This window comes from Helicobacter brantae, from assembly GCF_003364205.1.
GTDB lineage: Bacteria > Campylobacterota > Campylobacteria > Campylobacterales > Helicobacteraceae > Helicobacter_G > Helicobacter_G brantae.
Window position 1 is genome coordinate 100,747 of sequence record NZ_NXLV01000002.1, and the last position, 23,625, is coordinate 124,371.

Here is a 23,625-nt window from a genome sequence, read left to right on the forward strand (position 1 = left end):
TGCCTTTTGAATCTAGAAAAAATGTTTTTGGAAAACATTTATCAAATAACTAGGAGGAACTATGCAAGACAATGCTGTAAAGAGTGTTGAGTATGACTATACGATTGCAAAATTGTTTATGTACACAACTTTGCTTTTTGGTATCGTAGGAATGCTGATTGGAGTGATTATCGCTTTGCAAATGGCATTCCCAAACCTTAACTATTTGGCAGGGGAGTTTGGGACTTTTGGACGACTTAGACCTATCCACACCAATGGTGTAATCTTTGGATTCACACTTAGTGGAATCTGGGCAGGGTGGTATTATTTTGGACAAAGAGTGCTTAAAATCTCTTATGCAGAACATCCATTTTTGAAATTCATCGGTTTGGCACATTTTGGTGTGTATATGCTTGTGATGATTTTGGCTGTGGTAACTTTGCTTCTAGGACTTACTCAATCCAAAGAATATGCTGAACTCATTTGGCCTATTGACTTACTTGTAGTTGTAACTTGGGTGCTTTGGGGTGTGAGCCTTTTTGGAAGTATGGGCGTGAGAAGAGAGAAGACGATTTATGCTTCTTTGTGGTATTTCATCGCTACATTTATCGGAATTGCGACACTTTATATCTTCAATAACCTCTCAATCCCTACATATTTTGTAGCCAATATGGGAAGCCTTTGGCATTCAATCTCTCTGTATTCAGGGACAAATGATGCGATGATTCAATGGTGGTGGGGACATAATGCTGTGGCATTTGTCCTTACTTCAGGGATTATTGGATTGATTTATTACTTCTTGCCAAAAGAATCAGGGCAACCTATTTTCTCATACAAGCTTACATTGTTCTCATTCTGGGCTTTGATGTTTGTATATATTTGGGCAGGAGGACACCACCTCATTTACTCTACTACCCCTGATTGGGTGCAAACTTTGGGATCTGTGTTTTCTGTCATCTTGATTTTGCCTTCTTGGGGAACAGGTATCAATATGCTTCTTACAATGAGAGGGCAATGGCAACAACTCAGAGAATCTCCAATCATCAAGTTTATGATTTTGGCCTCAACTTTCTATATGCTCACAACACTTGAAGGTCCAATTCAATCCATCAAATCTGTTAATGCTTTGGCACACTTCACTGACTGGATTGTCGGACACGTGCATGATGCAGCACTAGGTTGGGTAGGATTTATGATTATTGCAGCAGTCTATCATATGACTCCAAGACTTTTCAAGCGTGAGATTTACTCCAAAAAACTCATTGACGCTCAGTTTTGGGTGATGACAATTGGAATCATTCTTTACTTCTCTTCAATGTGGATTGCAGGGATTACTCAAGGTATGATGTGGAGAGATACTGATGCTTATGGAGTATTGAGCTATCAATTTATCGACACTGTTGTGGCATTGATGCCTTACTATGTCATCAGAGGTATTGGTGGAGTGATGTATTTTGTCGGATTTGTAATGTTTGTCTATAACATTTTGATGACTATCAATTCAGGACGCGTTTTGGAGAAAGAACCTCAATACGCTACACCTATGGCAGACTAAGGAGGAATTATGTTTCATTGGTTAGAGAAAAATCCATTCTTTTTTTCATTGGCTTTTGTTGCTGTGTTCTCTATCGCAGGACTTGTAGAGATTTTGCCTGGATTTGCAAAAACTGCAAGACCTTTAGAGGGATTGCGACCTTATAGTGTGCTTGAGACTGCAGGGCGTCAAGTGTATATCGAGGAAGGGTGCTATAACTGCCACTCTCAACTTATCCGTCCATTCAAATCTGAAACCGATCGATATGGGCCTTATAGCCTAAGTGGAGAGTATGCTTATGATAGACCATTCCTTTGGGGTTCAAAGCGAACAGGGCCTGATTTGCATCGTGTAGGGGATATCAGAAGCACAGATTGGCACGCTAATCATATGTGGGAGCCTACAAGCGTAGTGCCAGGTTCGATTATGCCTTCATATAAGCCACTTTATAGCTCAAAGACTGACTTTGATACAGCTTATGCTGAAGCTTATACTCAAAAAGTTGTCTTTGGTGTGCCTTATGATACTAAGGGTGGAGTAGAGTTAGGAAGCGTGGAGCAAGCCAAAGCAAACTTCCTCAAAGAAGCAGGAGTTATCGTGGCTGATATGAATGATCCAAAAGTTGCTGAGGCTTACAAGAAGGGCGAAGTTCCAAAGATTGTAGCTTTGATTGCTTATCTCAACAGCTTGGGACAATCAAGAAGAGTAGCTCAAGGACAATAAAATGGACTTAAACACTTTGGTTGCGTTGCAAAAAATTATCTATCTAGTTGTAACGCTCCTTTTGTGTGTCTTTCTTTATCTCTATATTTTCAAAATGTATAGAGATGAGAGAAAAGGCATTAGAGATTATGAGAAATATTCTCGTCTTGCTTTAGATGATAGCATTGATGATGAGATTATTGAAAAAAGAAAATAGGAGAAAAGTATGAAGTGGTTTAATCTAGGCGATGAAATCAACTTGTTTGCATTCATTGCTGCAATTGGAATTTTGACTTTGACAGCTTTTGTTGTCAATTCATATACAAAACAAATGAAGAGCAAAACCCCAAAAGGAAAGCTCTCAGGTGAAATGTGGGATGGGATTGGTAAGTTTGAAAATCATATTCCTTTTGGTTGGGGATTGTGCTTTGTGTTTATTATCATTTGGGGAATTTGGTATATCTTTGTAGGCTATCCCCTCAATTCTTTCTCTCAAATTGGACAATACAATCAAGAAGTTGCTCAATACAATCAAAAATATGAAGAGAAGTGGAAAAACCTTGATCAAAATCAGCTTGTAGAAATGGGTGAGAGTATGTTTTTGGTGCAATGCTCTCAATGTCATGGAATCACGGCTGAAGGAATGGGAGGAAAGGCACAAAACCTAACAATGTGGGGCAAAGAAGAGGGGATTATGAATACAATCAAAATGGGTTCAAAAGGACTTTTGGGTGCTGATTCTGAGATGCCTCCTGTTGAGATGAATGAAGATGATGCCAAAGCTGTGGCGTCTTATATTATGGCTGATATTTCAGAAGTGAAGCATACTCGCTATCCTGCTGATGTTGCCAAAGGAAAAGAAGTCTATAACAATGCAGGATGTAATGCTTGTCATGGAGATGATGGCAAAGGAATGGATGGAGTGGCAGCAGATTTAAGCACTTATGGCACACCCAAATTCCTAGCTCTTGTGCTTAAAAATGGTAAAAAAGGTTTGATTGGAAAAATGCCTTCATTTGATCACGCACATTTCAATAGCGTTCAAATCGATGCACTTTCAGCCTATATCGAATCTCTTAAACCTCAAAATTAAGGAGAGAAAATGAATCGTTTGTTTGGTTTAAATGGAATTGCAGGGTTATTACTTTTAGTCGTTGTGCTTTTGAGTGTGGTTACAGGACTTGGAATCCAAGCGTGGAAAACCCAGAAGGCTCAAGCAACTAATGCCTATGTATTGGAGAGTGCAGAGATCAAAGCAAACAACTCTGCAAATTCTCAATACTATAAGCTTGTCAAATAAGGAGTGAGAGATGAATAACTTAGAAAAAATCTTGCTTGGATTGATTGTTTTGATGATTGTGCTTTCAATCTCTTTGCCTTTTATCCCCAACTTCTTACTCAACCTAAGCTAAGATGAGATTTTTTAGTAGGCTAATCCTTTGGATTGGCCTTATATCTGCCCCCCTTTTCTCCCAAAACTTTGTTTTACAAAATCAAGGCGAGATTCTTGCCCCAAAATCTATCGGATTTATCCAAATGCTCTCTGAAGAACTTTATCAAAAGAGTGGAGTAGCATTGTATGTGGCTGTAAGAGATGAGCTAGAGGGAGAGAATCAAAAAGAGGTAAGAAAAGCGTGGAAAGAGGGGATTTTGCAAAATCTCAAAGCTCCTTATGGTGTGATTTTTTTTGTGAAATCTCACAAAAAGATTGATATCGTGCTAAATCCAGAGATTAAAGGGATTGATGGCTCTAGGATTATTACAGAGTATATGGTGCCAATTTTGATGCAAGAGAAGGGTTTGCCCAATCCCAAAGTTTCAGCCTCAATCCTCAATGGATATGCTCAACTTGCTGATGAGATTGCAGAGAGCAAGGGAGAAAGCCTAGAGAACAATCTGATTGTAGATAAAAGTGGAAGTAATAACCTTGTTCGTTATTCTATTTATGTAATGTTGGGAATTATGCTTACAATCATAGCTTTTATTTATGTGTTTGGAAGGTTGAAAAAATGAAAAAAAATTATTGGCCCTTAGGGATTTTTGTATTTTTGGGAGTAATGGTGTGTATGATTATTGCAAGTGTGGTGATTGCTATAAAGCACCCCACAAAAGAAGATGATACTTACTTTTCTTCCAAAAGAGAAGTAGATAGCAATATCAATCAAATCATCAAAGATCAAAATCGCTTCTCCAAAGAATATCAACTCTATCTAGGGATAAACAAATTCCCCCAAGTCAATGGCTATGCCAAGCTTTTCCCTCCCTATCTTGCAAAAGCCAAATTTCAAACTCAGCAATCCCTCTATCTTGATGCCCAAAAAGACAATCATCTCTATGTCAAAGCTCTATGCAAACAACCCCAAAACCTCTCAATCTTTCTCTATATGGAAAAAATCAATTCCAAACAAGAAAAAGTAGAGATTGGCAAAATGCACTATGAGAATGGATATTTTGCAAGTAATGCATTCTCAAATCTTCAAAAAGGGAGATATAAAGCCATTTTTGAGGTAAGCTATCAAGAAGATGGAAAAGACAAAAAGATATTTTTTGAAAGAGAGGTTTTTGCAATCTAGCAAGGCCTTTTTGCTCCTAGAAGCACTATTTTGCTTAATGCTTCTTAGCTTTGCACTTCTGCTCTTGTCTGCTTTCCTCTCATACCCCAAAACCTTTTTTCCTATCCAACCCCTCACTTTTACCCCTCAAGATTCAAAAGAGATTGTTTTAAGAAGTGGAGATCTTGTCTTTGAGGGTAAAGAGAGGGTTTGGGAGAGTGAGGGGAAGAAAATCTTTGTTTTGGAAGATTTGAGATGAGAAGGGGGTTTGCACTTCTTGAAGTGCTTTTGGCATTGTTAATCTTTTGTGTTTTGATTCTTGGTTGTAGCAAAATAATGCTAGAGCTTACAAGAAGCAAGATTGCTTACTCTAAATTCCAACTTCGACAAATTGAAGTGCAAAATGCGGTTTTGATGATAGAGCAATATTTGAGATTTTCTCCCTCTCTTTCTTTTGGCTCTCAATCAATCTCTTTTTATCCTCTAAATCTCTCTTATTTTCTCTCTCCTACCTTCTCCCCTCTCCCCACCCAATGCAAGGAAGATAAAATCAGCTTTGCTTACCCTAGCCCTTTTGTGTATTCTAGGCTTGATAAGAGGGTTTTGAGAGTGCTAGAGTATAGAGAGGGGGAAATGAAATTAGAGCAAAGTGTGGCTTGTGGGTTGTTTTTCCCCCTTTTGCCTCAAATCACCCTCTCCCTCAATCCTCAAAGAGAGCTAAGGCTTAATGGGCAAATTTTGCTCAAAGAAGTAGAGGATTTTGAGATTTTAGAGAATGCAGGGGGAGTGAGGCTATGTGGGGTTGAGATAGTCAGAGAGGAGTGGGAGTGAGTAGGGGGTTTTTCTCTTTTTATGCTTTAGTGCTTATACTAGCCATTGCTCTAAGTCTTGCTTCTATTTTTGAGCTAAAAGGGAGGAATCAAGATTTGCTTAATACTCAACATTTCCACACTCAATTCAAAGCCTATGAAAAATCTCTTCTCTCCCTTAGCAAAGTGTGTTTGCAAAAATACTCTCTCCCTCAATGCTCTTTTTTGAGCTTCAATCTCAATGGTTATGAGGCAAAGATTGTGATGAGAGAGATAGGAGGGGGTGTGGTGGGAGTGGATATTTTGCTTGAGTATTTAAACCCCCTCAATGGCAATCTTTTACGCAGAAATTATCGAGGATTTTTAGAGGTGGATAATCTTTGAGAGCGTAGCAGTCATTGAGGCAATATAGATACAAGCTAGGGCGATTTTGTGAGTTTGAGGGGAGAGTTTGGCAATAAGATAGATTCCTATCCATACCCCAATCATTGAGCAAATCCCCACGATAAAGCCCTCTTGAAATTGCAAAAGATTGGCATTGTATAGACTGATTGCCCCTGAGAGAGAGGAAAAACAGATAAAAAAGAGAGCCAAAGGAGCAACCTCTTTGGAGTTTAACCCCAAAAAATAGCCTAGCAATGGAGCTAGGAGCAACCCTCCTCCCACGCCCAAACTTGAAGCAAACACCCCTACAATACACCCTGAGAAAAAGAGGATAATGTTTTTTTTCAAAGAAGAAAGGATTTGGAGGGTGTAGGTTTTTTTGCTTCCAAAGAAGTATTTGATGAAGCTAAAAAAAGTGAAGAGGAAAAAAGCGATATAGATTGAGCGAGTAGAGGCATAGGTGAGAATCACCCCCGATAAGCTAGAGCCAAAGATTCCCCCTACTCCTAGCACGACTCCTACTCTAAAATCAATGAGTTTTTTTCTGCAATTGAGATAAGAACCAAAAAAACTTGCAAAAATCATCTGAAAGATTGAAATCCCTATGCCGTGCCTGACATCAAGTCCAAGAAGTGAGAGAGAGGGGACGATGATTGTCCCTCCACCGATTCCAAAAACTCCTGAAGAGATTCCAGAGAGTAATCCAAGCAAAGAAAGAGGTAAAAAATCCATAAAAACTCCAAAAAACTAATCCAAGATTTTCATTCTTAATTGTAAAATAACATCATCATTTAAGAGAAGGAAATTTGCAATTTGATTTATATCGGCGTGTATTCTAAGTATATTGAAATTGCTGTTAGAGAAGAATATCCAATGCTTCATAAAATCCTCAATTTTGCTAAACGCCACTTCTCTAGCGTGCATAAGCTTTCAAACTCGATTCTTATCCTTGATGACTCAAAGCTGATTAAGAAAAAATATTTCCTCAATTGGATATTTCATTTTCCTGAAAACAAGGCTTCTTGCTCCCTCTCTACGCTTTTTGCATTCTCTCATCTCCCTATCCGTATCAAAACTCTAGGATACAATAGTGCAATCTATCGCTTCAGAGTGGGGGCTAGGATTCTTAATGCTTCTGAAGTATTACTGCGATTGGAGAGAAGAGATATCAAAGCCAAACGCTGTATCCTCAATCTTTTTGGAGAATTTATCAAGGAGAAAAAAGATTTAGAGATTATCCTTGATAGCTCTAAGAGTGGGTTTTGGGACACTTTTATGGGATTGATTGAGGAGAGGATTGTGGGCAATATGCTTTTGAGCTTTGATTTTGTCAGATCGCATTCTTCATTTGCCACAAAAGAAGAGAAGGCAATGGAGCAAAACTATTTGATTTTGGATTGTCAAATGGGAGATGATTTCTCGCTTGTGAGAAGAAAATATTTGCAACTTGTCAAAAAATATCATCCAGATAATGTATTTTTGTCCGATAATGAAAAAAAACAAAGCTATCATCAGAAGTTTATTCAAGTGCAAAATGCTTTTGATGCAATTAGAGCAAGTATCTAAAGGTAAGGAGAGAAAATGGAAAGTGTAAGTATCCAGCAACCCAAAGAAAAAAAGGGAGGAGTTGCAACTTTTTTGCTTGGATTTTTGAGTGTGTTGATTTTATCAGGTGCTTTGGGAGGTGTGGGATATTATTATCTTATCAAACACAAAAGCTCCACTAAAGATTTCATCGCTCCTACTCAAGAGCCAGTGGCACAAAGCAATGAGCCTTCAAGCAAAGAGATTGATGAACTCATCAAGCAAATTGGAATCAAAAACAGCCAAATCAAAGTCTTGCAAGAGGAAAATGCAGTTCTCAAAAAACAAGCCTCAAGCGTGGTTGAGAAGCTCAATTATGTCATCAAACCTCAAAACAAGCTAGTTGTAGAGTGCTATAACGCGCAAAAGGGAAGATGGAATATCCCTCAAGAGTGTGCTAAGGTTTTGGTCGTCAATATCCAAAATCTTTTGAAAGAAAACAAAAAAATCGTTGCATTAGAGGTGAGCGGTGTGGTAGATAATCAACAATACTCAGGCTTTAGCCCCGAGCTCAAACAAGAGGGATTGGCTTCTTTTAGGGCAAGAAATGTGATTGAGTATCTTCGCAAATCTTTGCCAAATATCACCACCTTTGAGGGCTTGAGTGTGCAAAAAGCAGACAAAAGGGGATATTTCATCAGAGCGTATTACATTCAATAGGCTAAAGAATGCAAAAATATATTGGGATTTTTTTAAGGGAGAAAATCCCAAATATTCACTCACTTCTTCACACATTTAAATGTGAGCTTTCAGAGTATGGCTACTCTCTTTTGATAGATGAGGGTAATTGCTATGGACTAGAGGGAGTGAGTTTAGAGAGGATTGAGAGAGAGAGTGAGTTTATCCTTTCTCTAGGAGGAGATGGGACTTTGATTTCCACTCTTAGAAAGATTCACTCTCTCCCCATTCTAGGAATCAATGCAGGAAGGCTAGGGTTTCTTACAGGTATAGGAGTGAGTGATTTTCTCTCTTTTATCCCAAAACTAGCTAGTGGGGACTACAAGGTGCAAGAGCATACAATGCTAGGGGTGTATCTCAACAAATCTTTGCTCTCTCTTTGTATCAATGAGGTTTTAATCTCCAAAAACACGCTTTCCACAATGACACAAATAGAGGCAAAAATCAACCAAAAAGCTTTCAATCGCTACTATTGTGATGGCTTAATCATCGCCACTCCCACAGGCTCAACAGCTTATAATATCTCAGCAGGTGGGAGCGTGGTTTATCCTTATTGCAAAAATATTCTTCTCACCCCCCTAGCCCCTCACTCCCTCACCCAACGCCCAATGGTGGTGGGAGATAATATGGAGCTAGAGTTTGAAGTCTTTGAGGAGTCAAAAATCATCATCGATGGGCAAAAAATGCTAGATTTTCTCCCCACCCAAACTCTCAAAGTCCGACGCAATCCACAATCAGCACAACTCATCTATCCCAAAGAGAGGGATTATTTTGAAGTGCTAAGAGAAAAATTTCATTGGGGAGAGTAAATCGTGTATATCCAAAATATCCTCATCAAAGACTCTCCAAGCTTTAGCTCTCTCTCTTTGGAGCTTTGCAATGGCTTAAATGTCATCAGTGGAGCAAGTGGGGCAGGAAAATCAGTGTTTTTCCAATCCCTCCTCTCTCTTTTTGGGCTTAAGGAGTGTAATGCTTCAGTGATTGAGGGAAGGATAGAGGGGGAAGTGGATTTGCAAGAGTATATGGATGAAGATGAAGTAGTGATTCAAATCCTCAAAAAGGATAAAACTCGCTATGTGATTAATCATCAATCCACCTCCAAAAAGCGACTAAATGAAATCTTCACCCCCTATCTTAAATTTCTCACCCACAAAAACTCAAATGAGCTTCAAAGCCCCTTTTTGATAGGGGTTTTGGATTCTTTGATAGAAAATGAGAATCACAAAAAAAATCTGCAAGATTTTAGAGGTGAGTTTGAGAGATTGCAAGAGTTGAAAAAAACGCTCACTACCCTCAAAGAAGAGCAAAAAAATCTAGCTGAACTCAAAGAGTTTGCTCTCTTTGAGATTGAGAGGATTGAGAGAGTGAATCCCAAAGTGGGAGAGTATGAGGAGCTTTTGGAGTTTAAAAAATGCCTATCTAAGAGAGAAAAACTTCAAACCCTAGCCAATGAAGCCCTCAATGCCCTTGAGGGTATGGGAAGTGTGGGAAGTTTCCTAGAGAGTGTGGAAATCAAGGTTGAGGGGTTTGAATCAGCACTTTTGGAAGTGAGGGCTGTGATAGAGAGTGAGTGTGAGAAATTAGAGGAGCTAGAGGGGAGCAATCCTGAAGAAATCCTAGATCGACTTTCTACCCTCAACTCTCTCATCAGTCGCTATGGTGGGATTGAAGAGGCATTAGAGAGATTGCAAGAACAAAAGCAAAAACTTAAAGGCTATGAGAGTATTGATGAGGATTTTTCCTCTTTGCTTTTGCAAATCCAAAGCAGTGAAGAGATTTTGGAGAGAGTGGGCAAAAATCTTAGCAAAGAGAGAGAAAAAGCCCTTCCACTTCTAAGAGAGCAAATCCAATCCTATGCCAAGCTTTTGCTTCTTGGTGGGGTGAGAGTAGAGATGAGAGAGGGGGAAGTGAGTGAGAGAGGGAGTGATGAGATTGTCTTGTCTTTGGGGGATTCTCAAGTAGAAACCCTAAGTTCAGGGGAGTATAATCGCCTAAGACTCGCAATCTTGGCAGTAGAAAACAAAAGTGATGGGGGGATTTTGCTCTTAGATGAGATTGATGCAAATTTGAGTGGAGAGGAGAGTGAGGGAGTAGCAAAAGTGCTAAAAAAACTCTCTAGCTCCTATCAAGTCTTTGCTATCTCTCATCAACCTCATTTGCCCTCTTATGCAGACAGACATTTTTTAGTCAAAAAAGGAGAGGAAAAAAGTGAGATGATCCTTTTGGATAGAGAGGGGAGAGTGAAAGAGATTGCTAGAATGATTAGTGGTTCTACCCTCACTCCTGAAGCCCTAGAGTTTGCCAACAAAAAGCTTCAAATATGAAATACGCCACTCTTCAAGCCCTCAGTCAGCTTTTCTCAAGCTACAAAACTATCTACTCTCTTAGACGCTTAGAGGATAATCTATTTTTGCTCATTTTAGATTTTGATGAATTTTATATCGATATGACTAAGGGGAATTCTAGGGTTTATACAAGCAAAGAGCGATTACTTGGCTCTCCTTATAATGCTCCCTTTGATGTGGCACTCTCAAAATACTGCACAAGAGCCAAACTCCTCTCTAGCTCTCTTGATGGGAATAATCGCATTTTGATTCTTAGCTTTTTGCACCAAAGCCAATACAAAGAGCAAAAACTTTTCTTGCATTTTGAATTTACAGGGAGATATACCAATGTGATTTTACTTGATGAAAATCATATCGTGCTTGAAGCCCTAAGGCATATTGGAGAAAATCGCAGTGTGAGGATAGTCAAACCCCAAAAACCCCTTACCCCACTTCCTCAACCCCTCACCCCTCCAAAGATAGAGAAGATTGAGAATATCAAAGAGGTTTTGGAGCAAGAATATGATTTGCTCTATGCTAAGAGGTTGGAAGAGAAAAGGGGCGTTGTGCTAAAGAGTTTGGAGAAAAAACTAGCACTCAATCAAGAGATTTTGCACTCTCTCCCTAAGATTGAAGAGCTAAAGTGTGAGGGAGAAAAATATTCATTGTGGGGGAGTCTCCTTCTCTCAAATCTTCATACCCTAAGCTACTTTCACTCTCCACTAACTCTAAGTGATTATGAGGGGGGAGAGGTAGAGATTGTGTTTCCTGAGAAGATTTATTCATTTTCTGAGGGGGCAAATTACTTTTTTGCTCAAAGCAAAAAGACAAACAAAAAAATCGCAAATCTTCATCTCCAAGTTGAGAATCTCCACTCAAAAATCACCTTCCTCCACTCTCAAATCAACTTTGCCAAGCAAACCCAAGATATTGAGGATTTGCAAATCTTCTCCCAAAAACTCCAAAAAAACAAAGAGATTAAAAAAGATTATGAGAGCTTTTTTATCGATGGGTTTAAGGTGTCAGTGGGGAAAAATGCCAAAGAAAATGTCAAATTGCTTCAAGACGCAAAGGCAGATGATTTGTGGCTTCATTTACAAAACATTCCCTCCTCGCATATGATTATCCATTGTGGCAAAAAAGCACCAAGAGAGGAGATGATCTATAAAAGTGCTAAAATTTTGGCAGGGTTAAATGGGGTTTTAGATCAAAGGGTAGTTGTCGATTATACAAAACGGAGATTTGTCAAAATCATCCAAGGTGCAAATGTTGTCTATGCCAAGCAAAAAAGCCTAGTGCTTTGAGGAGGAAAAAATGGCAATCAGTTCAATTGGAAACCTAACCTTTATCAATCAAAATTCACAAGTGAGTGCCACTCATCAAGCAGGGATTCAGCACCGAGCTGATGTAGCAAATGTGGCAAATATGCAAGATTTTCAAAACAAGCTCAATGATATTCAAGAAGTGAGAAGACTAGAGGAAAATGAGGCAATCAATCCTGATAGGGACTCTAGAAATTCTCAAGAGCAAAGCAGAGAGCAACAAGAGGCAAGACCTCAAGAGGAGCAGGAGGAAGAGGTGCTTCCCCCACCCTCTATTCATCTTTTAGACATTAAGGCGTGAAATGAAAATTAGTGGTTTTACTTTTCTTAAAAATGGCTCAATTTTGGGCTATCCCTTTATCCAATCTATCCAATCTATTCTTCCTTTAGTTGATGAGTTTATTGTCAATGTGGGGGTGAGTGAAGATGATACGCTAGAGCGTTTGGAGGAGTTGCAGAGAGAGGAAGGAGGGGAGAAAATCAAAATCATTCAAAGCACTTGGTGTGAGAAAATGGTCAGTAAGGGCTATATCTATGGACAGCAAAAAATGATTGCTCAATTTCAGTGCAGTGGGGATTGGGCGTTTTATCTTGAGGCTGATGAGGTATTGCACGAGCAAGATTTAGCCCATATCAAAGAAGCGATGCAAACCTGCCTAGAAGATAGCAATGTAGAGGCTTTGGCATTTCACTACAAGCACTTCTATGGCAACGCTCACACTTATGCCTACTCTTCAGGGTGGTATCGCACGGAAGTGAGGGCGATTAAGACAAGTGTGAGGAGCTATGCTCCTGATGGATTGTTCTGGGTGGTGCTAGATGGCAGTAACAAAGCAGGACGCTATCCCAAAGCTGTGCTAACTCAAGCTCAAATCTATCACTATGGGTGGATTCGCTCAGAGGAGAAAATGACACTCAAGCACTCCAAAGTCGCCAAATACTGGAAGCACAAACCCAATACCTATGACTACTCAGAGATTGATAGTGAGGTTTTGAGAGAGTTTAGGGGGACTCATCCCAAAGTCGCCCTAGAGTGGCTAGAGGAAAATACGCTTGATTTCTCTATCCCCAAACTCTATGAAGCCAACCCCACTCACAAACTCACAAAGCGAGAAAAACGCCACAGAATCCTAGGCAAGATTGAAGCTCTTTTGGGGTGTGATTTTTCCAAAAAACACTATAAGCTAGTCAAAAAACTTTGAAATGCTAAAAAACAAACTTGGAATCCAAAGTGAGATAGAGCTTGCTAGGGTTGAAGAGAGATTAAGCAAGCTCAAAGCTAAAAAACTCTTTGAAAGTGGTATGCTAGATAGTTTGGAGGCAGGGAGTTTTGAGAGTTTGAGAGTGATTCACAAAGAGCTTTTTGGAGAGATTTATGAATTTGCAGGAGAGATAAGAGGAGTAAATATCAGCAAGGGTGGGTTTAGATTTGCTCCTATCACTTATCTCAAAGAAGCACTTTTCAAAATCCAATCTATGCCTCAAGGGAGTTTTGAGGAGATTGTAGAGAAATATGTAGAGATGAATGTAGCTCATCCATTTCGTGAGGGAAATGGAAGAAGTATGAGAATCTGGCTCAATCTTGTTTTCAAAAAAGAGCTAGGAAAAGTGGTGGATTGGAGCAAGATTTCAAGAGAAGATTATCTTTTGGCAATGGAGCGAAGTGTAGTCAAAGACTTGGAACTAAAAATTTTGCTCAAAGAAGCTTTGAGCGAGGAGTGTGAGAGTGGTGAAGTCTTTATGAGGGGGATTGATGCAAGTTATGCGTATGAGGGGTATTGTGTGTATAAGACAGAAGAGTTAGAAGATTAAAGGGTGGGGGAGAACCCACAATCAATACGCAGGATTTTTGACGCATTTGATTTTGATTTTCTCAGCAACCATTTTTTGAGAGTTTTTAGAGAGATCGACTTTGATAAAATCTCCTTTTTTGAGATCAACAAACTTTTTGGCACTATCCCAGCCTATGCCACAAGATTCTTGCTTGATTTTGGTGTAGGGCATTACTTTGATTGTGTTGCCATTGACTTGAATTGTCTTAGAGCTATCATCAATCCCCTCAATCATTCCCTTCAAATCCATAGCACTCAATCCACTCACACACATTGCACCCAAAATCGCACTTACTAATAAATTTTTCATTTTTTCTCCTAAAGTTGATTTCAATCCCTTTTTCAAAGGATTTGATGCAATTGTAGAAACCAAAAATAAATTTTATATAAAATGTAAAGGAAATTAATCAAAATTTAGCAAGAAAATCTGTGTGTAACCAAAAGAAATAAAAATCCAAAATTGTTAGAGTTTTTAAGACTTTTTGGTGTGATAAAAACTTTGCTTTGCTAAGATTGTGCCTTTATTTCAATCAAGGAGAGAGAATGCTAAGAGCGTTTTTGGCTATGAGTATTTTGCTTAGTGGCGTGTTTGCTCATCAAATCGTGGCAAAGCCTGTGGGGAAAAATAAATATGAGATTGCGTTTTGGACTCATGAAGGGTTTGAGAAATACAACCCCTCTCAACTTCTTAGTATCAAAGCCTATGGAAGCGATTTGCAAAGTATCAAAGCAGGGATTGATTATCAAAAAAACGCCCTAGTTTTGAGTGAGAAAACTCCTGCGATAATGACAGCGATTTTTGATGCAGGGTATTGGGTGGAGACTCACAAAGGCTTTGTCAAGGGCGATAGAATGAGTGCTAAGGGCATTGTTTTTAGCTCTTTGCACTCTATCAAGATGACAAAAACTCTCTTTTCTTGGAGTGATTCAATGACTAAACCTGTGGGTGAAGTCTATGAGATAGTTCCTCTCAAAAACCCATTCTCTCTCAAAGTGGGTGATTCTCTCCCTATCTTGGTGCTTGAAAATGGCAAACCTGCAAGTGGTGTGAGTATTGAGGTGGCAAATCACGATGAATTGCAAGTCAAAACCGATAGCGAGGGCAAAGTGCTAATCCCTATCAAAGCCAAAGGTTTGCAAATCATTGCAGGGAGCTTTGAGAAAACGCTTTTTGATGATCCCAAAGCCACAACGCTTTTTATTCAATCTTCGCTTACTTTTGAGTTGAAATGATGATTAGAGTATTGTGTGTATTGAGTCTTTGGCTAGGGAGTGTGTGGGCTCACGGGATTTTCTATGATCTCAAAGAGGGCAAGGCTTTAGTCTTCCATATCAATTTTTCTCAAACCACCCCTGCAAGTTTTGCCAAGATTACAATCTATGAGGGAGAATCAGCCATTCCTTTGCTAGAGAGTAGTTGTGATGAGAGAGGGGTGTTTGCATTTGTGCCTCCAAGAGAGGGGAGCTATCGAGCATTTGTGAGTGGCACAAGTGATCACGGGGAGCATACCCAAGAGTTTGATTTTGAGGTGGGGAAAGATTTTTCACTCTCAACCTACAATCAGCCTCTTTATGAGCGATATTCAGGGGTTTTGAGTGCAGTGGGATTGCTTCTAGGATTGTTTGGAATCCTAAGTTTGATTAAGTCAAGAAAGAGAGATTGATGCATATCTCTGAGGGCATTCTTAACACCCCTACACTCATAGCTGGGTGGGCTGTGAGTGCTCCACTTTGTGCTTATGCACTCTATAAAGTCCCTCAAAAAGAGCTACCCAAAATCGCTTTGCTTTCAGCCTTGTTTTTTGTGGGATCTTTTATCCATATTCCTTTTGGACCCACTAGCTTTCATTTGATTCTTAGTGGGGTGGTGGGGGCTTTGGGAGGAGGGTATGCAATCCTCTCTATCTCAATTGCCTTGCTTTTTCAAGCCCTTTTGTTTGGATTTGGAGGATTGGGGGTTTTGGGCGTGAATATCATCACGCTTTCGCTTCCTACCATTGTGATATGGCATTTTCTCAAACCCAAAATCACTTCTCTTAAACCCTATCAGCTTTTCTTAGGTGGGGCATTACCCACCTTGCTTTCTTTAATGTTACTTAGTCTAATCTTGCTTCTTAATCATACAGAGCTAAAGTATGGGGTTTGGGCGATTTTCCTCTACAATCTCCCCTTGCTTGGCATTGAGGGCTTGGTGTGTGTGGGAGTAGTGAAATTTATCTTAAAATATATGCCAAAAGCTCTATGAAAAAGCCCTTTTTTTATTTTGTGATTTTGGTGGTTTTTGATTGCCTTGTGTTTTTTGACTTTTCTCCATTTTTGCTTCTTGTAGCCCTCTATGGGGTGCTAGTCCTCTCAAAAAATCTCAAAAAAACACTTCTTTGGCTACTTTTTTTGAATCTCTTTATCGCTCTTTGGGTGGGAGTGCTTTGGGTTTTTGGCGATAGAGGAGAGGCGATAGTGGTGCTAATGAGGGCAAATTGTATTATCGCTTTGAGTTTGGGACTATTTTTTGGAAGAGATTTTTTGTTTATCGCTCAATCTCTGCAAAGCTTTTTGCCAAAGAAGATGAATTTTTTGATTTTGATGAGCTCAAAGATGATGAGTGAGCTAAGGGTAGAGATAGAAAAGGCTAAATATACTCTAAAAGTGCGAACTTGTGGGAGGGGAGGATTTGCATTTCTTTGCCACTCTTATGGCTATCTTATTGGCAAAATCATCTGTCTTGGATTGCAAAAAGCTCAGAAAATAGGAGCAATGCTAGAGGTGAGAGGGTATAATGGACATTTTTATGCCCTAAGAGAGGAGAGAGTAGAGGTGAAAGATTGGGGGTTAGTTTTGGCAATGATTGTGAGTGTTGTATGCTAAAAGCAAAAGATTTGGGCTATTGCATTGAGGATAAAATCATCTTTGAAAATCTCAACTTTGAAATCTCTTGGGGGGAGAGGGTGCTTCTCAAAGGAAAAAATGGCAGTGGCAAAAGCTCATTGCTTGGAATCTTGCAAGGATTTTTGAAGCCAAGTTTTGGAGTGGTTGAGAGGGAGAGAGAGCTAAGAGTGGGGTATCTTTTTCAAGAGAGTGAAGATCAGTTTATCGCTCCAAGTGTGCTAGAAGATGTGGCATTTTCTCTCCTTGCTAAAGGAGAGGAGAGGGCAGAGATGAGGGCAAGAGAAATGCTAGAGCGACTTGAGATTTCTCATTTGAGTGAAAAATCCCTTTATCATCTCTCAGGTGGGGAGCAACGCCTCGTCGCCCTTGCAGGGGTGCTAGTGCTAGAGTGTGATTTGTATCTCCTTGATGAGCCATTCAATGAGATTGATTCTTTACGTCAAGAAATCATCAAATCAATCATTCAAGAAAAGAATGGAGCATTCCTCATCGCCACTCACGGAGGGCTAGAGTGGGAGAGAGAGATTATTTTGCACTCGCATACGCAATTGCATTCAGATAGCTTGTGATATTTGCCTTGCCCTCATAAGCGATATCAAACGCCACGCCGTGATCGACTGAGGTTCTAAGGATAGGGAGATTTAGGCTTACATTGATACTCTCTTCAAAATAAATCGCCTTTAGCACACAAAGTCCGACATCGTGATACATCGCTATCCAAGTATCAAACTCTTTTTGCCTAGAGGGGATAAAAGAGCAATCAGGGGGATACACGCCCTTAAACACTTCTTTGCCTAGCTCATTATTGATTTGCTTGATGGCTAGTTGTATCTCACGCTCTTCGTCTCCTATCATTCCCCCATCTCCTGCGTGGGGGTTAAGCCCCATTACACAATAACTCTCTTTTGTATGAGTGTGATAGAGGGCTTTGAAAAACTCAAAAAGCCTTTCTCTCTTGATATGGCTTGAAACTTCTTTGAGGGGGATATGATCAGTATAGAGGGCTACAAACATTTTCTCACAACCAAGCATCATAATCGCTTCTTTTTTATATCTTGCACTTAGGGCTTGAGTGTGTCCGATTTCCCTCACTCCTGCTAATTGCCAAGCTTGTTTGTGGATAGGAAGGGTTACTAATGCACTAGCTTTTCTCTCTTCACATAGTTTGCAACCTAGGATAAAACTCTCATAGCTATATGCTCCACTCTCTTGGCTGATAGTCTTTGGAGAGATTGTAGGGAGTGGGAGAGGGGGAGGGAGGCACATTGAGGGGGTGAGAGAAGAGGGGAGAGGAAGAGAGAGGAGAGAAGAGGCAGTGGAGAGGAGTTCATAATGCACGCAATAGATTGGAGAGATAGTTTGGATAATTTGCTCATGGGCCTTAAGCAGGATTTCTAATCCCACTCCATTGATATCCCCACAACTTATAGCAATCTTTTTCATCTCTCAATAAGCTCCCTCATCTCTCTCACTGCTTCAGATAGCCCCACAAAGACAGCTCTAGCGATGATTGAGTGTCCGATATTTAGCTCACTTATCTCTGTAATAGTGGCAATAGGAGAGACATTTTGATAGTTTAGTCCGTGTCCTGCAAAGACTTCTAGCCCTAACTCTTTGGCAAGTTTAGAGCATTCTTGTATCTCTTTTAGGCAAGTTTTCATCTTCTCTTCTAGCACTTCTAGGGGCAAATCAAGTGAGGGGATAGCGTTGTGAGTGTGTCTGAGATTTGTGTAAGCCATTAGATTGAGGTTCGCCCACTCTCCTGTATGAAGCTCAACGCTTTGCACTCCTAGCTCTTTGCAGATTTGGATATTTTCTAGCTTTGGATCGATGAAGAGTGAGGTGGGAATGGAGTGAAAATGAAGTTTTTTGATTGCATTTCTGACTTGCTCTTGGGCAAGGTTTAGCCCCCCTTCAGTGGTAACTTCTTCTCTTTTTTCAGGCACTAGGGTAATGCGATGAGGGGAGTAGGAGATGACTTGCTCAACCATAGAACTTGCACATTCAAGATTGATAGGTAAAAAACTTTGAGAGACAATGGCTTTGAAATCCTCATCGTGGATATGGCGTCTATCTTCCCTCAAATGCAAAGTTACTTGAGAAGCCCCTGCGTTTTTGAGCAAAAAGACAGCTTCTAGGGGGTTTGGCTCATTGATTTTTCTTGCTTCTCGCAATGTGGCGATGTGATCGATATTCACTCCAAGTTTCATATAAAGCTCCTTTTTGAAAATAAAGTATTATAAAATTGTTGCAAAAATTTTGAGTAAGGAAATGAAATGCGTTTATTTGAAATGATGAAATACCTAGATATTGATACAAGCAATCTCAAAGACTTTGAAGTCAAATCTCTAAGCACCCTAGAGGAAGCCACACCAAGTGATCTTATCTATATCGATCAAGACAAATATCTTGACAAACTTAGCACTTGCAAAGCAGGAGCAACTCTTGTGAGTGAGAAAAATGCTCCTTTAATTCCCTCTCATATCCAAGCCATTGTAGTGAAAAACCCTCATCTAGCCTTTGCTTATCTCTCTAGCTTTTTTGCAAGAGAGATGTTTGAGGAGAGTGGAGCAGAGCCAAAGGTGGCAAGTAGCTCAAAGGTAATGAGTGGGGCGTATTTGGGGAGAGATGTGGAGATTGGAGAGGATTGTGTGATTATGGCAGGGGCAGTGATAGGCGATAGGGTAAAGATAGGTAATGGGTGCAAAATCTTCCCCAATGTCGTGTTGTATGCGGATACACTTATCGGAGATAGAGTGAGTATCCACGCAGGAAGCGTGGTGGGGAGTGATGGGTTTGGATACGCTCATACCCAAGATGGAGCTCATATCAAAATCTATCATAATGGAAGGGTTGTTATCGAAGATGATGTAGAGATTGGGGCAAACTGCACCCTAGATCGAGCAGTGTTTGGAGAAACACGCATCAAAAAGGGGAGCAAGATTGATAACTTGGTGCAAATCGGACACAACTGCATCATCGGAGAGCATACGATTTTGGTTTCTCAAGTGGGGTTGGCAGGTTCGACTACCACAGGGCGAAATGTGGTAATGGGAGGACAGGCAGGAAGTGGAGGGCATATCCATATCGGAGATTTCACACAGATTGCAGGGCGTGGAGCAGTAGGCAAAAACCTCCCACCTCACACCAAATGGGGAGGACACCCATTGATGGAGCTTGATGAGTGGATGAAGTTTTATGTAACTTTGAGGAGAATGGTGAAGAAGCAGGGGTGAGAGCGAGGTTTGAGAGGATAGGGCAATGAGTGAAAAGAAGCATTATTTTCTCAAAAACAAAGATAGGGCAATTGCAAGATTTGGATTGCAGAGGAGAAAAGTAGAGCAAATCTTCAATGGCTCAAAAGTGGAAGAGGGAATTATAGAGATTGTGGATTTGGAGATTTTAATCCCCTCAATGCTTCCTTATGAGTTGCAGAGTGAATGCACTCCAAACACATTACACAAATGGATAAAGAAAAGAAGAGTTCCCAAAAATCGAGCCTTTGTCGATAAGATTTTGAACACTTGCATTCTCAATAATGATTTAATGGATTATATTGATATTTCTTTGGGGTTTTCTCTCAATGATACTTATTGGATAGTGCCTAGCGAGTGTGCTTATCAATGGAAGGATTGCAATCTTTATTCTAATAGATTTGATGAAATGCTTGAGAGAGTGGCATTTGATGGAATCTCTTATCAAGCAAGTGAGCTTATCACTACTCCTGAATACACCACCTATGGGGCTTTGAGGAAATGCTGGAGAAATGTGGGAGAGGAGATTTGTCTATACAAAGCTTCAAGCCAAGCATTTGCCAATGGAGGCAAAGAAGCCTATGGTGAGTTTTATATGGCACAAGTTGCCCAAACAATGGGACTTGAGTGTGTGGCTTACGATCTCAAAGAATATCATCAAGAGATTGTGAGTGTGTGTAGGCTTTTTACAAGTGAGGATGTGGGGTTTTTGTCGATGTATTCTTGTCTTGACAGAGAGGAGAGAAGGCTCAAAAAATTTGATTTACTCAAAGCTATTCAGAAAATCTATGGAGAGAGGGCTTTGGCTGATTTGATGATATTTGATTCTCTGATTTACAACACCGATAGGCATTTGGGGAATTTCGGAATGCTTGTAAGCAATGAGGACAATGCCTTCCTCAAACCTGCTCCTATCTTTGATAATGGACTTTGTGTTTTTAACTTTTTGAGTGATGATGAGTTAAATGATATTCCTAGAGCTTTGGTGGGAAAAACCTCAAAGTTTGATCTCTCTTTCACTCAACAAATGCAAATCTTTGCTACAAAAGAGCATATCCCTATGCTTGAAAATCTCAGAGAGTTTGAGTTTGTCAAACACCCTCAATACAATCTCCCCAATCATTGGCTAGAGGGGATTGCAGAGTTCATCAGAGAGAGAGCCAAAGAGGCTATCGCAATCGCTCTCAAAAAATAGCACCCCATTTTTTCATACACAAACGACAGGTTGTGTCGTAATTCAAAAAATCAAAATTTTTTTCAGAAATTTGCATTTACCTCTTGACAAACACTTGGGGGGGGGGGGTATCATTATGCTTCTTAAAAAGTAAAAAGGAGTAAAAAATGGCATTGCCTTGGCTGATTGGATTAGGAGTCGCTGCACTAGTTGCGGCAGTTGTTATATCGACATTGTCTGATTTTTTTGACAAAGTTGATGAAAAAAAGAAAGAACTAAAAGCTGCAGAGGCGAAAATTAGCAGCCTATATAAAGATGGAAAATACAATAAGGTCAAAATATCCTTTAATAAAAATGGAAAAATTGTTGGACACGAAACCGTAGAGGTGACAGATGAGGTTGCACAAGAAATTTATGTGGGGCAAACAAGATGATGATTAAAACTGAAATTATTGACAAGAGTCAAGAACTTACAAAAGATTCTAAACAGGAATTAGAACATTTTGCACAATCTGTTGTTGAAATAATAGGTAGACAAGATTATGGATTAAAAAGATTTGAAAGTATTTGTTTTTTTATCGAGGTTGTTGAAAGTGGAAAAAATGAACTCAATATAGAATGTGAAACAGAACTCTCTCATGAAGAAAAAATTGGTTTTTCTCTAATGTGTTCAAGGATTCAATTTTTGATTGAGAAAACAAAAGGTGATTTTAAAAACAATTTGGACTTTTATATCACAACCAATGAAAAAGATGCCGAAAAAGTAAGAAAAGTCCTTAATGGTGAAGCCAAAATCCAATCCATAACTCAAAACAATAAAAATGGAAAGAATATTGAACCCCTCTTGCTTGAGGCAAAAAATCCTCGCTTTAAGATGGAGCAAATAGAGCTTGATAAAAAGGCAGAAAAAGCACTCAAAGAAGCAATTATTTTGATTCAAAAGCGAGGAATTATTTATGATGATTGGGGGTTTAGAGAGATTGATGAGATTCCAAAAACAATCATCAATTTTTATGGGAAACCAGGGACAGGCAAGACAATGTCGGCTCACATTATCGCAAGTGAGTTGGGCAAAAAGATTATCAGTGCAAATTACTCAGATATCGAATCAAAGTATGTAGGAGATGCTCCAAAAAATCTTGTCAAAGCTTTTGACTTGGCAGAAAAACAAGATGCGATTTTGTTTTTTGATGAGGCAGATAGTTTTTTGAGTAAGAGGATTACAAATGTAGCACAAAGTGCAGATCAAGCTGCAAATTCTTTGCGAAGCGAGTTATTAAAGCTCTTAGAAGAGCGACCTATCATTGTGATTTTTGCAACAAACCTTCAAGAAAACTATGATAAGGCTTTCCATAGCAGAATTCTTCGATCCATTGAATTCAAACTTCCAAAAAAGAATTTGAGAAAGAGAATTATTCTGCGACTAATTCCAAAAAAACTTTATGAAAAAGGTATGGTGGAATTTGATGATGAACAGCTTAATGCCCTTTCTAGTTTGACTAAGGGATATGGAGGTAGAGAGATTAAGAATGCTGTATTGCGAGCATTGAATATGGCAGTTATGGATGAAGTGCTTCCAAGTTTTGAGATTTTCAAAGAAGCATTCAAAAAAGCAAAAAAAGACTTTGATAAAAATCACAAGGAGGTGAAGAGGAAGGACACTTTAGGCAAAAAAATAGGAAAAAATCTAAAGAGCAAAAATTATAAAAAAGTGAGGAGAAAATAATGTTTGGAAAAAGTAATGAAAAACAGGCTGAAAAGCAGTTTGTGGAGTTTGTTGAGAATAGAAAGCTTGATAAAGATGAAATTCTCAGTTTTATAGATAAGATGAAACAAATAAGTCCTGAAAATATAAGAGAGGCACTGCTAGAGAAAAAGAGTGGGAATATCTTGTATGATTTTTTTTCTTTTTTGATTGAGAAAAAAGGAAAGAAGCCTGAAGAGATTGAGGAGTATCTAAAGCATTTAGATATAGACACTATTAGAGCAGCCTGCAACTATGAAGAAAGAAAGGTGGCTTTATTTAAATTAGTGGATGCAATTGAATGGGTGCAAGATCACTTTGATGAAAAAAAACATATAGGTGCTTGTGTCTTAAAAGAGCAGGGCGAAAAGGAAATTGTATTGAAAATTTGCTTTTTAGGACTTGATAAAAAACCTTTGTCAAATATGGGTGATTTGTATCTAAAAGTGATTGCAAAGTCAATCGATCAAGATTGTAGTGATGCTTTTGGTGATAAAAATATGATTGTTTTTGAATAGTTGAGGTGATGCATGTTTGATTCTATTATTAGAGCTTGGAGATGGATTAAAAAAATAGTCTTGACTATCATAAGATTTGTTGACAATATTGTGTCTTGGTTTGAAAATCCAAATAGATTGCGAGAACTACAAGAAGATATGGACAATATTGCCGTTGCTGTGAAAGAAAAACTAGAGAATGGTGATTGTGGGCTTATAAAGTGCCTTTTTAACACGAGAGAGGGGGAGATTGTTGGAAGAGAAGAATCAAGCAATCCGTATGCTGAAGGGATGATAAGTGATAGCTTAGATGAAGAAACCAAGAGGGTTTTTGGCAATAAAGATATGATTGTTTTGGAGTAGCATAATT

General features: G+C 39.3%; 33 protein-coding genes. 29 read left to right on the forward strand and 4 right to left on the reverse strand.

All coding sequences use genetic code 11. The features are described from left to right. Positions 1 to 61 precede the first annotated feature (61 nt). The 10 genes from ccoN to CQA58_RS01715 all read left to right on the forward strand — a co-directional run bounded on the left by ccoN (position 62) and on the right by CQA58_RS01715 (position 5,960). Positions 62 to 1,534 carry a cytochrome-c oxidase, cbb3-type subunit I gene (gene ccoN, locus CQA58_RS01670; RefSeq protein WP_115568985.1) on the forward strand — a complete coding sequence of 491 codons (1,473 nt, stop codon included), beginning with the start codon at positions 62 to 64 and terminating at the stop codon, positions 1,532 to 1,534. Positions 1,535 to 1,543: 9 nt separating this feature from the next. Next, positions 1,544 to 2,236 carry a cytochrome-c oxidase, cbb3-type subunit II gene (gene ccoO, locus CQA58_RS01675; RefSeq protein WP_115568986.1) on the forward strand — a complete coding sequence of 231 codons (693 nt, stop codon included), beginning with the start codon at positions 1,544 to 1,546 and terminating at the stop codon, positions 2,234 to 2,236. 1 nt (position 2,237) lies between these two features. Then, a complete protein-coding gene (locus tag CQA58_RS01680; RefSeq protein WP_115568987.1) occupies positions 2,238 to 2,432 on the forward strand; it encodes a cytochrome c oxidase, cbb3-type, CcoQ subunit in 195 nt (64 codons plus the stop codon). Positions 2,433 to 2,441: 9 nt separating this feature from the next. Next, a complete protein-coding gene (gene ccoP, locus CQA58_RS01685) occupies positions 2,442 to 3,308 on the forward strand; it encodes a cytochrome-c oxidase, cbb3-type subunit III (protein ID WP_115568988.1) in 867 nt (288 codons plus the stop codon). 9 nt (positions 3,309 to 3,317) lie between these two features. Continuing rightward, the gene (locus tag CQA58_RS01690) at positions 3,318 to 3,515 is read left to right on the forward strand and encodes a DUF4006 family protein (protein ID WP_115568989.1); all 198 of its coding nucleotides are present in this window, start codon (positions 3,318 to 3,320) and stop codon (positions 3,513 to 3,515) included. Between the two features lie 113 nt (positions 3,516 to 3,628). Further along, positions 3,629 to 4,228: a hypothetical protein gene (locus CQA58_RS01695; protein WP_115568990.1), complete on the forward strand. Its 600-nt coding sequence runs from the start codon at positions 3,629 to 3,631 to the stop codon at positions 4,226 to 4,228. Continuing rightward, complete coding sequence (locus CQA58_RS01700) at positions 4,225 to 4,788, forward strand: hypothetical protein (protein WP_115568991.1); 564 nt, start codon at positions 4,225 to 4,227, stop codon at positions 4,786 to 4,788. Before CQA58_RS01695 ends, CQA58_RS01700 begins: the two co-directional genes overlap by 4 nt. Next, a complete protein-coding gene (locus tag CQA58_RS01705; RefSeq protein ID WP_115568992.1) occupies positions 4,763 to 5,026 on the forward strand; it encodes a hypothetical protein in 264 nt (87 codons plus the stop codon). Before CQA58_RS01700 ends, CQA58_RS01705 begins: the two co-directional genes overlap by 26 nt. Then, complete coding sequence (locus CQA58_RS01710; RefSeq protein WP_115568993.1) at positions 5,023 to 5,598, forward strand: prepilin-type N-terminal cleavage/methylation domain-containing protein; 576 nt, start codon at positions 5,023 to 5,025, stop codon at positions 5,596 to 5,598. The genes CQA58_RS01705 and CQA58_RS01710 overlap by 4 nt, the downstream gene beginning before the upstream one ends. Continuing rightward, positions 5,595 to 5,960, forward strand: a complete 366-nt coding sequence (locus CQA58_RS01715; protein ID WP_115568994.1) for a hypothetical protein — start codon at positions 5,595 to 5,597, stop codon at positions 5,958 to 5,960. The genes CQA58_RS01710 and CQA58_RS01715 overlap by 4 nt, the downstream gene beginning before the upstream one ends. Here the strand turns inward: CQA58_RS01715 and CQA58_RS01720 are convergent. Further along, on the reverse strand, positions 5,940 to 6,692 hold the full coding sequence (locus tag CQA58_RS01720; RefSeq protein WP_115568995.1) for a sulfite exporter TauE/SafE family protein: 753 nt from the start codon (positions 6,690 to 6,692) through the stop codon (positions 5,940 to 5,942). The genes CQA58_RS01715 and CQA58_RS01720 overlap by 21 nt on opposite strands. Positions 6,693 to 6,773: 81 nt before the next feature. Between CQA58_RS01720 and CQA58_RS01725 the strand changes: the two genes are divergently transcribed. The 8 genes from CQA58_RS01725 to fic are packed head-to-tail and all read left to right on the forward strand — an operon-like array spanning position 6,774 to position 13,680. Beyond that, positions 6,774 to 7,526, forward strand: a complete 753-nt coding sequence (locus CQA58_RS01725) for a J domain-containing protein (RefSeq protein WP_115568996.1) — start codon at positions 6,774 to 6,776, stop codon at positions 7,524 to 7,526. A 15-nt stretch (positions 7,527 to 7,541) separates the two neighbouring features. Beyond that, positions 7,542 to 8,204: a hypothetical protein gene (locus CQA58_RS01730; protein ID WP_115568997.1), complete on the forward strand. Its 663-nt coding sequence runs from the start codon at positions 7,542 to 7,544 to the stop codon at positions 8,202 to 8,204. An 8-nt stretch (positions 8,205 to 8,212) separates the two neighbouring features. Further along, positions 8,213 to 9,031, forward strand: coding sequence for an NAD(+)/NADH kinase (locus tag CQA58_RS01735; protein WP_115568998.1), 819 nt, complete (start codon positions 8,213 to 8,215; stop codon positions 9,029 to 9,031). A gap of 3 nt (positions 9,032 to 9,034) precedes the next feature. Further along, positions 9,035 to 10,546: a DNA repair protein RecN gene (locus CQA58_RS01740; RefSeq protein WP_170126713.1), complete on the forward strand. Its 1,512-nt coding sequence runs from the start codon at positions 9,035 to 9,037 to the stop codon at positions 10,544 to 10,546. Next, positions 10,543 to 11,850, forward strand: coding sequence for an NFACT family protein (locus tag CQA58_RS01745; protein ID WP_115569000.1), 1,308 nt, complete (start codon positions 10,543 to 10,545; stop codon positions 11,848 to 11,850). Before CQA58_RS01740 ends, CQA58_RS01745 begins: the two co-directional genes overlap by 4 nt. Positions 11,851 to 11,860: 10 nt before the next feature. Continuing rightward, complete coding sequence (locus tag CQA58_RS01750) at positions 11,861 to 12,169, forward strand: hypothetical protein (RefSeq protein WP_115569001.1); 309 nt, start codon at positions 11,861 to 11,863, stop codon at positions 12,167 to 12,169. Position 12,170: 1 nt separating this feature from the next. Then, positions 12,171 to 13,070, forward strand: coding sequence for a glycosyltransferase family protein (locus tag CQA58_RS01755; RefSeq protein WP_115569002.1), 900 nt, complete (start codon positions 12,171 to 12,173; stop codon positions 13,068 to 13,070). A 1-nt stretch (position 13,071) separates the two neighbouring features. Next, positions 13,072 to 13,680 carry a protein adenylyltransferase Fic gene (gene fic, locus CQA58_RS01760; protein WP_115569003.1) on the forward strand — a complete coding sequence of 203 codons (609 nt, stop codon included), beginning with the start codon at positions 13,072 to 13,074 and terminating at the stop codon, positions 13,678 to 13,680. A 21-nt stretch (positions 13,681 to 13,701) separates the two neighbouring features. Here the strand turns inward: fic and CQA58_RS01765 are convergent, their stop codons facing one another. Then, positions 13,702 to 14,010 carry a DUF5666 domain-containing protein gene (locus CQA58_RS01765; protein WP_115569004.1) on the reverse strand — a complete coding sequence of 103 codons (309 nt, stop codon included), beginning with the start codon at positions 14,008 to 14,010 and terminating at the stop codon, positions 13,702 to 13,704. A gap of 233 nt (positions 14,011 to 14,243) precedes the next feature. Between CQA58_RS01765 and CQA58_RS01770 the strand changes: the two genes are divergently transcribed. From CQA58_RS01770 to CQA58_RS01790, 5 genes are read left to right on the forward strand one after another with little or no spacing between them, the layout of a single operon-like run. Further along, on the forward strand, positions 14,244 to 14,933 hold the full coding sequence (locus CQA58_RS01770; protein ID WP_115569005.1) for a DUF4198 domain-containing protein: 690 nt from the start codon (positions 14,244 to 14,246) through the stop codon (positions 14,931 to 14,933). Continuing rightward, on the forward strand, positions 14,930 to 15,364 hold the full coding sequence (locus tag CQA58_RS01775) for a hypothetical protein (RefSeq protein ID WP_115569006.1): 435 nt from the start codon (positions 14,930 to 14,932) through the stop codon (positions 15,362 to 15,364). The genes CQA58_RS01770 and CQA58_RS01775 overlap by 4 nt, the downstream gene beginning before the upstream one ends. Next, complete coding sequence (gene cbiM / locus CQA58_RS01780) at positions 15,364 to 15,945, forward strand: cobalt transporter CbiM (RefSeq protein ID WP_115569007.1); 582 nt, start codon at positions 15,364 to 15,366, stop codon at positions 15,943 to 15,945. The genes CQA58_RS01775 and cbiM overlap by 1 nt, the downstream gene beginning before the upstream one ends. After that, positions 15,942 to 16,565: an energy-coupling factor transporter transmembrane component T family protein gene (locus CQA58_RS01785; RefSeq protein WP_147288590.1), complete on the forward strand. Its 624-nt coding sequence runs from the start codon at positions 15,942 to 15,944 to the stop codon at positions 16,563 to 16,565. The genes cbiM and CQA58_RS01785 overlap by 4 nt, the downstream gene beginning before the upstream one ends. After that, a complete protein-coding gene (locus CQA58_RS01790) occupies positions 16,523 to 17,155 on the forward strand; it encodes an energy-coupling factor ABC transporter ATP-binding protein (RefSeq protein ID WP_115569009.1) in 633 nt (210 codons plus the stop codon). The genes CQA58_RS01785 and CQA58_RS01790 overlap by 43 nt, the downstream gene beginning before the upstream one ends. Here CQA58_RS01790 and pdxA read toward each other — a convergent pair. After that, on the reverse strand, positions 17,112 to 18,029 hold the full coding sequence (gene pdxA, locus CQA58_RS01795) for a 4-hydroxythreonine-4-phosphate dehydrogenase (protein ID WP_115569010.1): 918 nt from the start codon (positions 18,027 to 18,029) through the stop codon (positions 17,112 to 17,114). The two genes, CQA58_RS01790 and pdxA, sit on opposite strands and share 44 nt — an antisense overlap. Then, complete coding sequence (locus tag CQA58_RS01800; protein ID WP_115569011.1) at positions 18,026 to 18,796, reverse strand: pyridoxine 5'-phosphate synthase; 771 nt, start codon at positions 18,794 to 18,796, stop codon at positions 18,026 to 18,028. The genes pdxA and CQA58_RS01800 overlap by 4 nt, the downstream gene beginning before the upstream one ends. Positions 18,797 to 18,862: 66 nt before the next feature. Between CQA58_RS01800 and lpxD the strand changes: the two genes are divergently transcribed. The 6 genes from lpxD to CQA58_RS01830 all read left to right on the forward strand — a co-directional run bounded on the left by lpxD (position 18,863) and on the right by CQA58_RS01830 (position 23,618). Continuing rightward, a complete protein-coding gene (lpxD, locus tag CQA58_RS01805; RefSeq protein WP_115569012.1) occupies positions 18,863 to 19,822 on the forward strand; it encodes a UDP-3-O-(3-hydroxymyristoyl)glucosamine N-acyltransferase in 960 nt (319 codons plus the stop codon). 25 nt (positions 19,823 to 19,847) lie between these two features. Next, positions 19,848 to 21,035 carry a HipA domain-containing protein gene (locus CQA58_RS01810; protein WP_115569013.1) on the forward strand — a complete coding sequence of 396 codons (1,188 nt, stop codon included), beginning with the start codon at positions 19,848 to 19,850 and terminating at the stop codon, positions 21,033 to 21,035. A 146-nt stretch (positions 21,036 to 21,181) separates the two neighbouring features. Further along, positions 21,182 to 21,448 (forward strand): hypothetical protein, encoded by a 267-nt coding sequence (locus CQA58_RS01815; RefSeq protein WP_115569014.1) that lies wholly within the window; start codon positions 21,182 to 21,184, stop codon positions 21,446 to 21,448. 287 nt (positions 21,449 to 21,735) lie between these two features. Continuing rightward, positions 21,736 to 22,740 carry an ATP-binding protein gene (locus tag CQA58_RS01820; protein WP_245942734.1) on the forward strand — a complete coding sequence of 335 codons (1,005 nt, stop codon included), beginning with the start codon at positions 21,736 to 21,738 and terminating at the stop codon, positions 22,738 to 22,740. Beyond that, positions 22,740 to 23,276, forward strand: a complete 537-nt coding sequence (locus CQA58_RS01825) for a hypothetical protein (protein WP_115569015.1) — start codon at positions 22,740 to 22,742, stop codon at positions 23,274 to 23,276. Before CQA58_RS01820 ends, CQA58_RS01825 begins: the two co-directional genes overlap by 1 nt. A gap of 12 nt (positions 23,277 to 23,288) precedes the next feature. Next, positions 23,289 to 23,618, forward strand: a complete 330-nt coding sequence (locus CQA58_RS01830) for a hypothetical protein (protein ID WP_115569016.1) — start codon at positions 23,289 to 23,291, stop codon at positions 23,616 to 23,618. Positions 23,619 to 23,625 lie beyond the last annotated feature (7 nt).

Bases quoted from the DNA above. Each gene is read 5' to 3' on its own strand.
- ccoN (WP_115568985.1), top strand. From the start codon at position 62: ATGCAAGACAATGCTGTAAAGAGTGTTGAGTATGACTATACGATTGCA.
- ccoO (WP_115568986.1), top strand. From the start codon at position 1,544: ATGTTTCATTGGTTAGAGAAAAATCCATTCTTTTTTTCATTGGCTTTT.
- CQA58_RS01680 (WP_115568987.1), top strand. From the start codon at position 2,238: ATGGACTTAAACACTTTGGTTGCGTTGCAAAAAATTATCTATCTAGTT.
- ccoP (WP_115568988.1), top strand. From the start codon at position 2,442: ATGAAGTGGTTTAATCTAGGCGATGAAATCAACTTGTTTGCATTCATT.
- CQA58_RS01690 (WP_115568989.1), top strand. From the start codon at position 3,318: ATGAATCGTTTGTTTGGTTTAAATGGAATTGCAGGGTTATTACTTTTA.
- CQA58_RS01695 (WP_115568990.1), top strand. From the start codon at position 3,629: ATGAGATTTTTTAGTAGGCTAATCCTTTGGATTGGCCTTATATCTGCC.
- CQA58_RS01700 (WP_115568991.1), top strand. From the start codon at position 4,225: ATGAAAAAAAATTATTGGCCCTTAGGGATTTTTGTATTTTTGGGAGTA.
- CQA58_RS01710 (WP_115568993.1), top strand. From the start codon at position 5,023: ATGAGAAGGGGGTTTGCACTTCTTGAAGTGCTTTTGGCATTGTTAATC.
- CQA58_RS01720 (WP_115568995.1), bottom strand. From the start codon at position 6,692: ATGGATTTTTTACCTCTTTCTTTGCTTGGATTACTCTCTGGAATCTCT.
- CQA58_RS01730 (WP_115568997.1), top strand. From the start codon at position 7,542: ATGGAAAGTGTAAGTATCCAGCAACCCAAAGAAAAAAAGGGAGGAGTT.
- CQA58_RS01735 (WP_115568998.1), top strand. From the start codon at position 8,213: ATGCAAAAATATATTGGGATTTTTTTAAGGGAGAAAATCCCAAATATT.
- CQA58_RS01745 (WP_115569000.1), top strand. From the start codon at position 10,543: ATGAAATACGCCACTCTTCAAGCCCTCAGTCAGCTTTTCTCAAGCTAC.
- CQA58_RS01750 (WP_115569001.1), top strand. From the start codon at position 11,861: ATGGCAATCAGTTCAATTGGAAACCTAACCTTTATCAATCAAAATTCA.
- CQA58_RS01755 (WP_115569002.1), top strand. From the start codon at position 12,171: ATGAAAATTAGTGGTTTTACTTTTCTTAAAAATGGCTCAATTTTGGGC.
- fic (WP_115569003.1), top strand. From the start codon at position 13,072: ATGCTAAAAAACAAACTTGGAATCCAAAGTGAGATAGAGCTTGCTAGG.
- CQA58_RS01765 (WP_115569004.1), bottom strand. From the start codon at position 14,010: ATGAAAAATTTATTAGTAAGTGCGATTTTGGGTGCAATGTGTGTGAGT.
- CQA58_RS01770 (WP_115569005.1), top strand. From the start codon at position 14,244: ATGCTAAGAGCGTTTTTGGCTATGAGTATTTTGCTTAGTGGCGTGTTT.
- CQA58_RS01775 (WP_115569006.1), top strand. From the start codon at position 14,930: ATGATGATTAGAGTATTGTGTGTATTGAGTCTTTGGCTAGGGAGTGTG.
- cbiM (WP_115569007.1), top strand. From the start codon at position 15,364: ATGCATATCTCTGAGGGCATTCTTAACACCCCTACACTCATAGCTGGG.
- CQA58_RS01785 (WP_147288590.1), top strand. From the start codon at position 15,942: ATGAAAAAGCCCTTTTTTTATTTTGTGATTTTGGTGGTTTTTGATTGC.
- pdxA (WP_115569010.1), bottom strand. From the start codon at position 18,029: ATGAAAAAGATTGCTATAAGTTGTGGGGATATCAATGGAGTGGGATTA.
- CQA58_RS01800 (WP_115569011.1), bottom strand. From the start codon at position 18,796: ATGAAACTTGGAGTGAATATCGATCACATCGCCACATTGCGAGAAGCA.
- lpxD (WP_115569012.1), top strand. From the start codon at position 18,863: ATGCGTTTATTTGAAATGATGAAATACCTAGATATTGATACAAGCAAT.
- CQA58_RS01810 (WP_115569013.1), top strand. From the start codon at position 19,848: ATGAGTGAAAAGAAGCATTATTTTCTCAAAAACAAAGATAGGGCAATT.
- CQA58_RS01815 (WP_115569014.1), top strand. From the start codon at position 21,182: ATGGCATTGCCTTGGCTGATTGGATTAGGAGTCGCTGCACTAGTTGCG.
- CQA58_RS01825 (WP_115569015.1), top strand. From the start codon at position 22,740: ATGTTTGGAAAAAGTAATGAAAAACAGGCTGAAAAGCAGTTTGTGGAG.
- CQA58_RS01830 (WP_115569016.1), top strand. From the start codon at position 23,289: ATGTTTGATTCTATTATTAGAGCTTGGAGATGGATTAAAAAAATAGTC.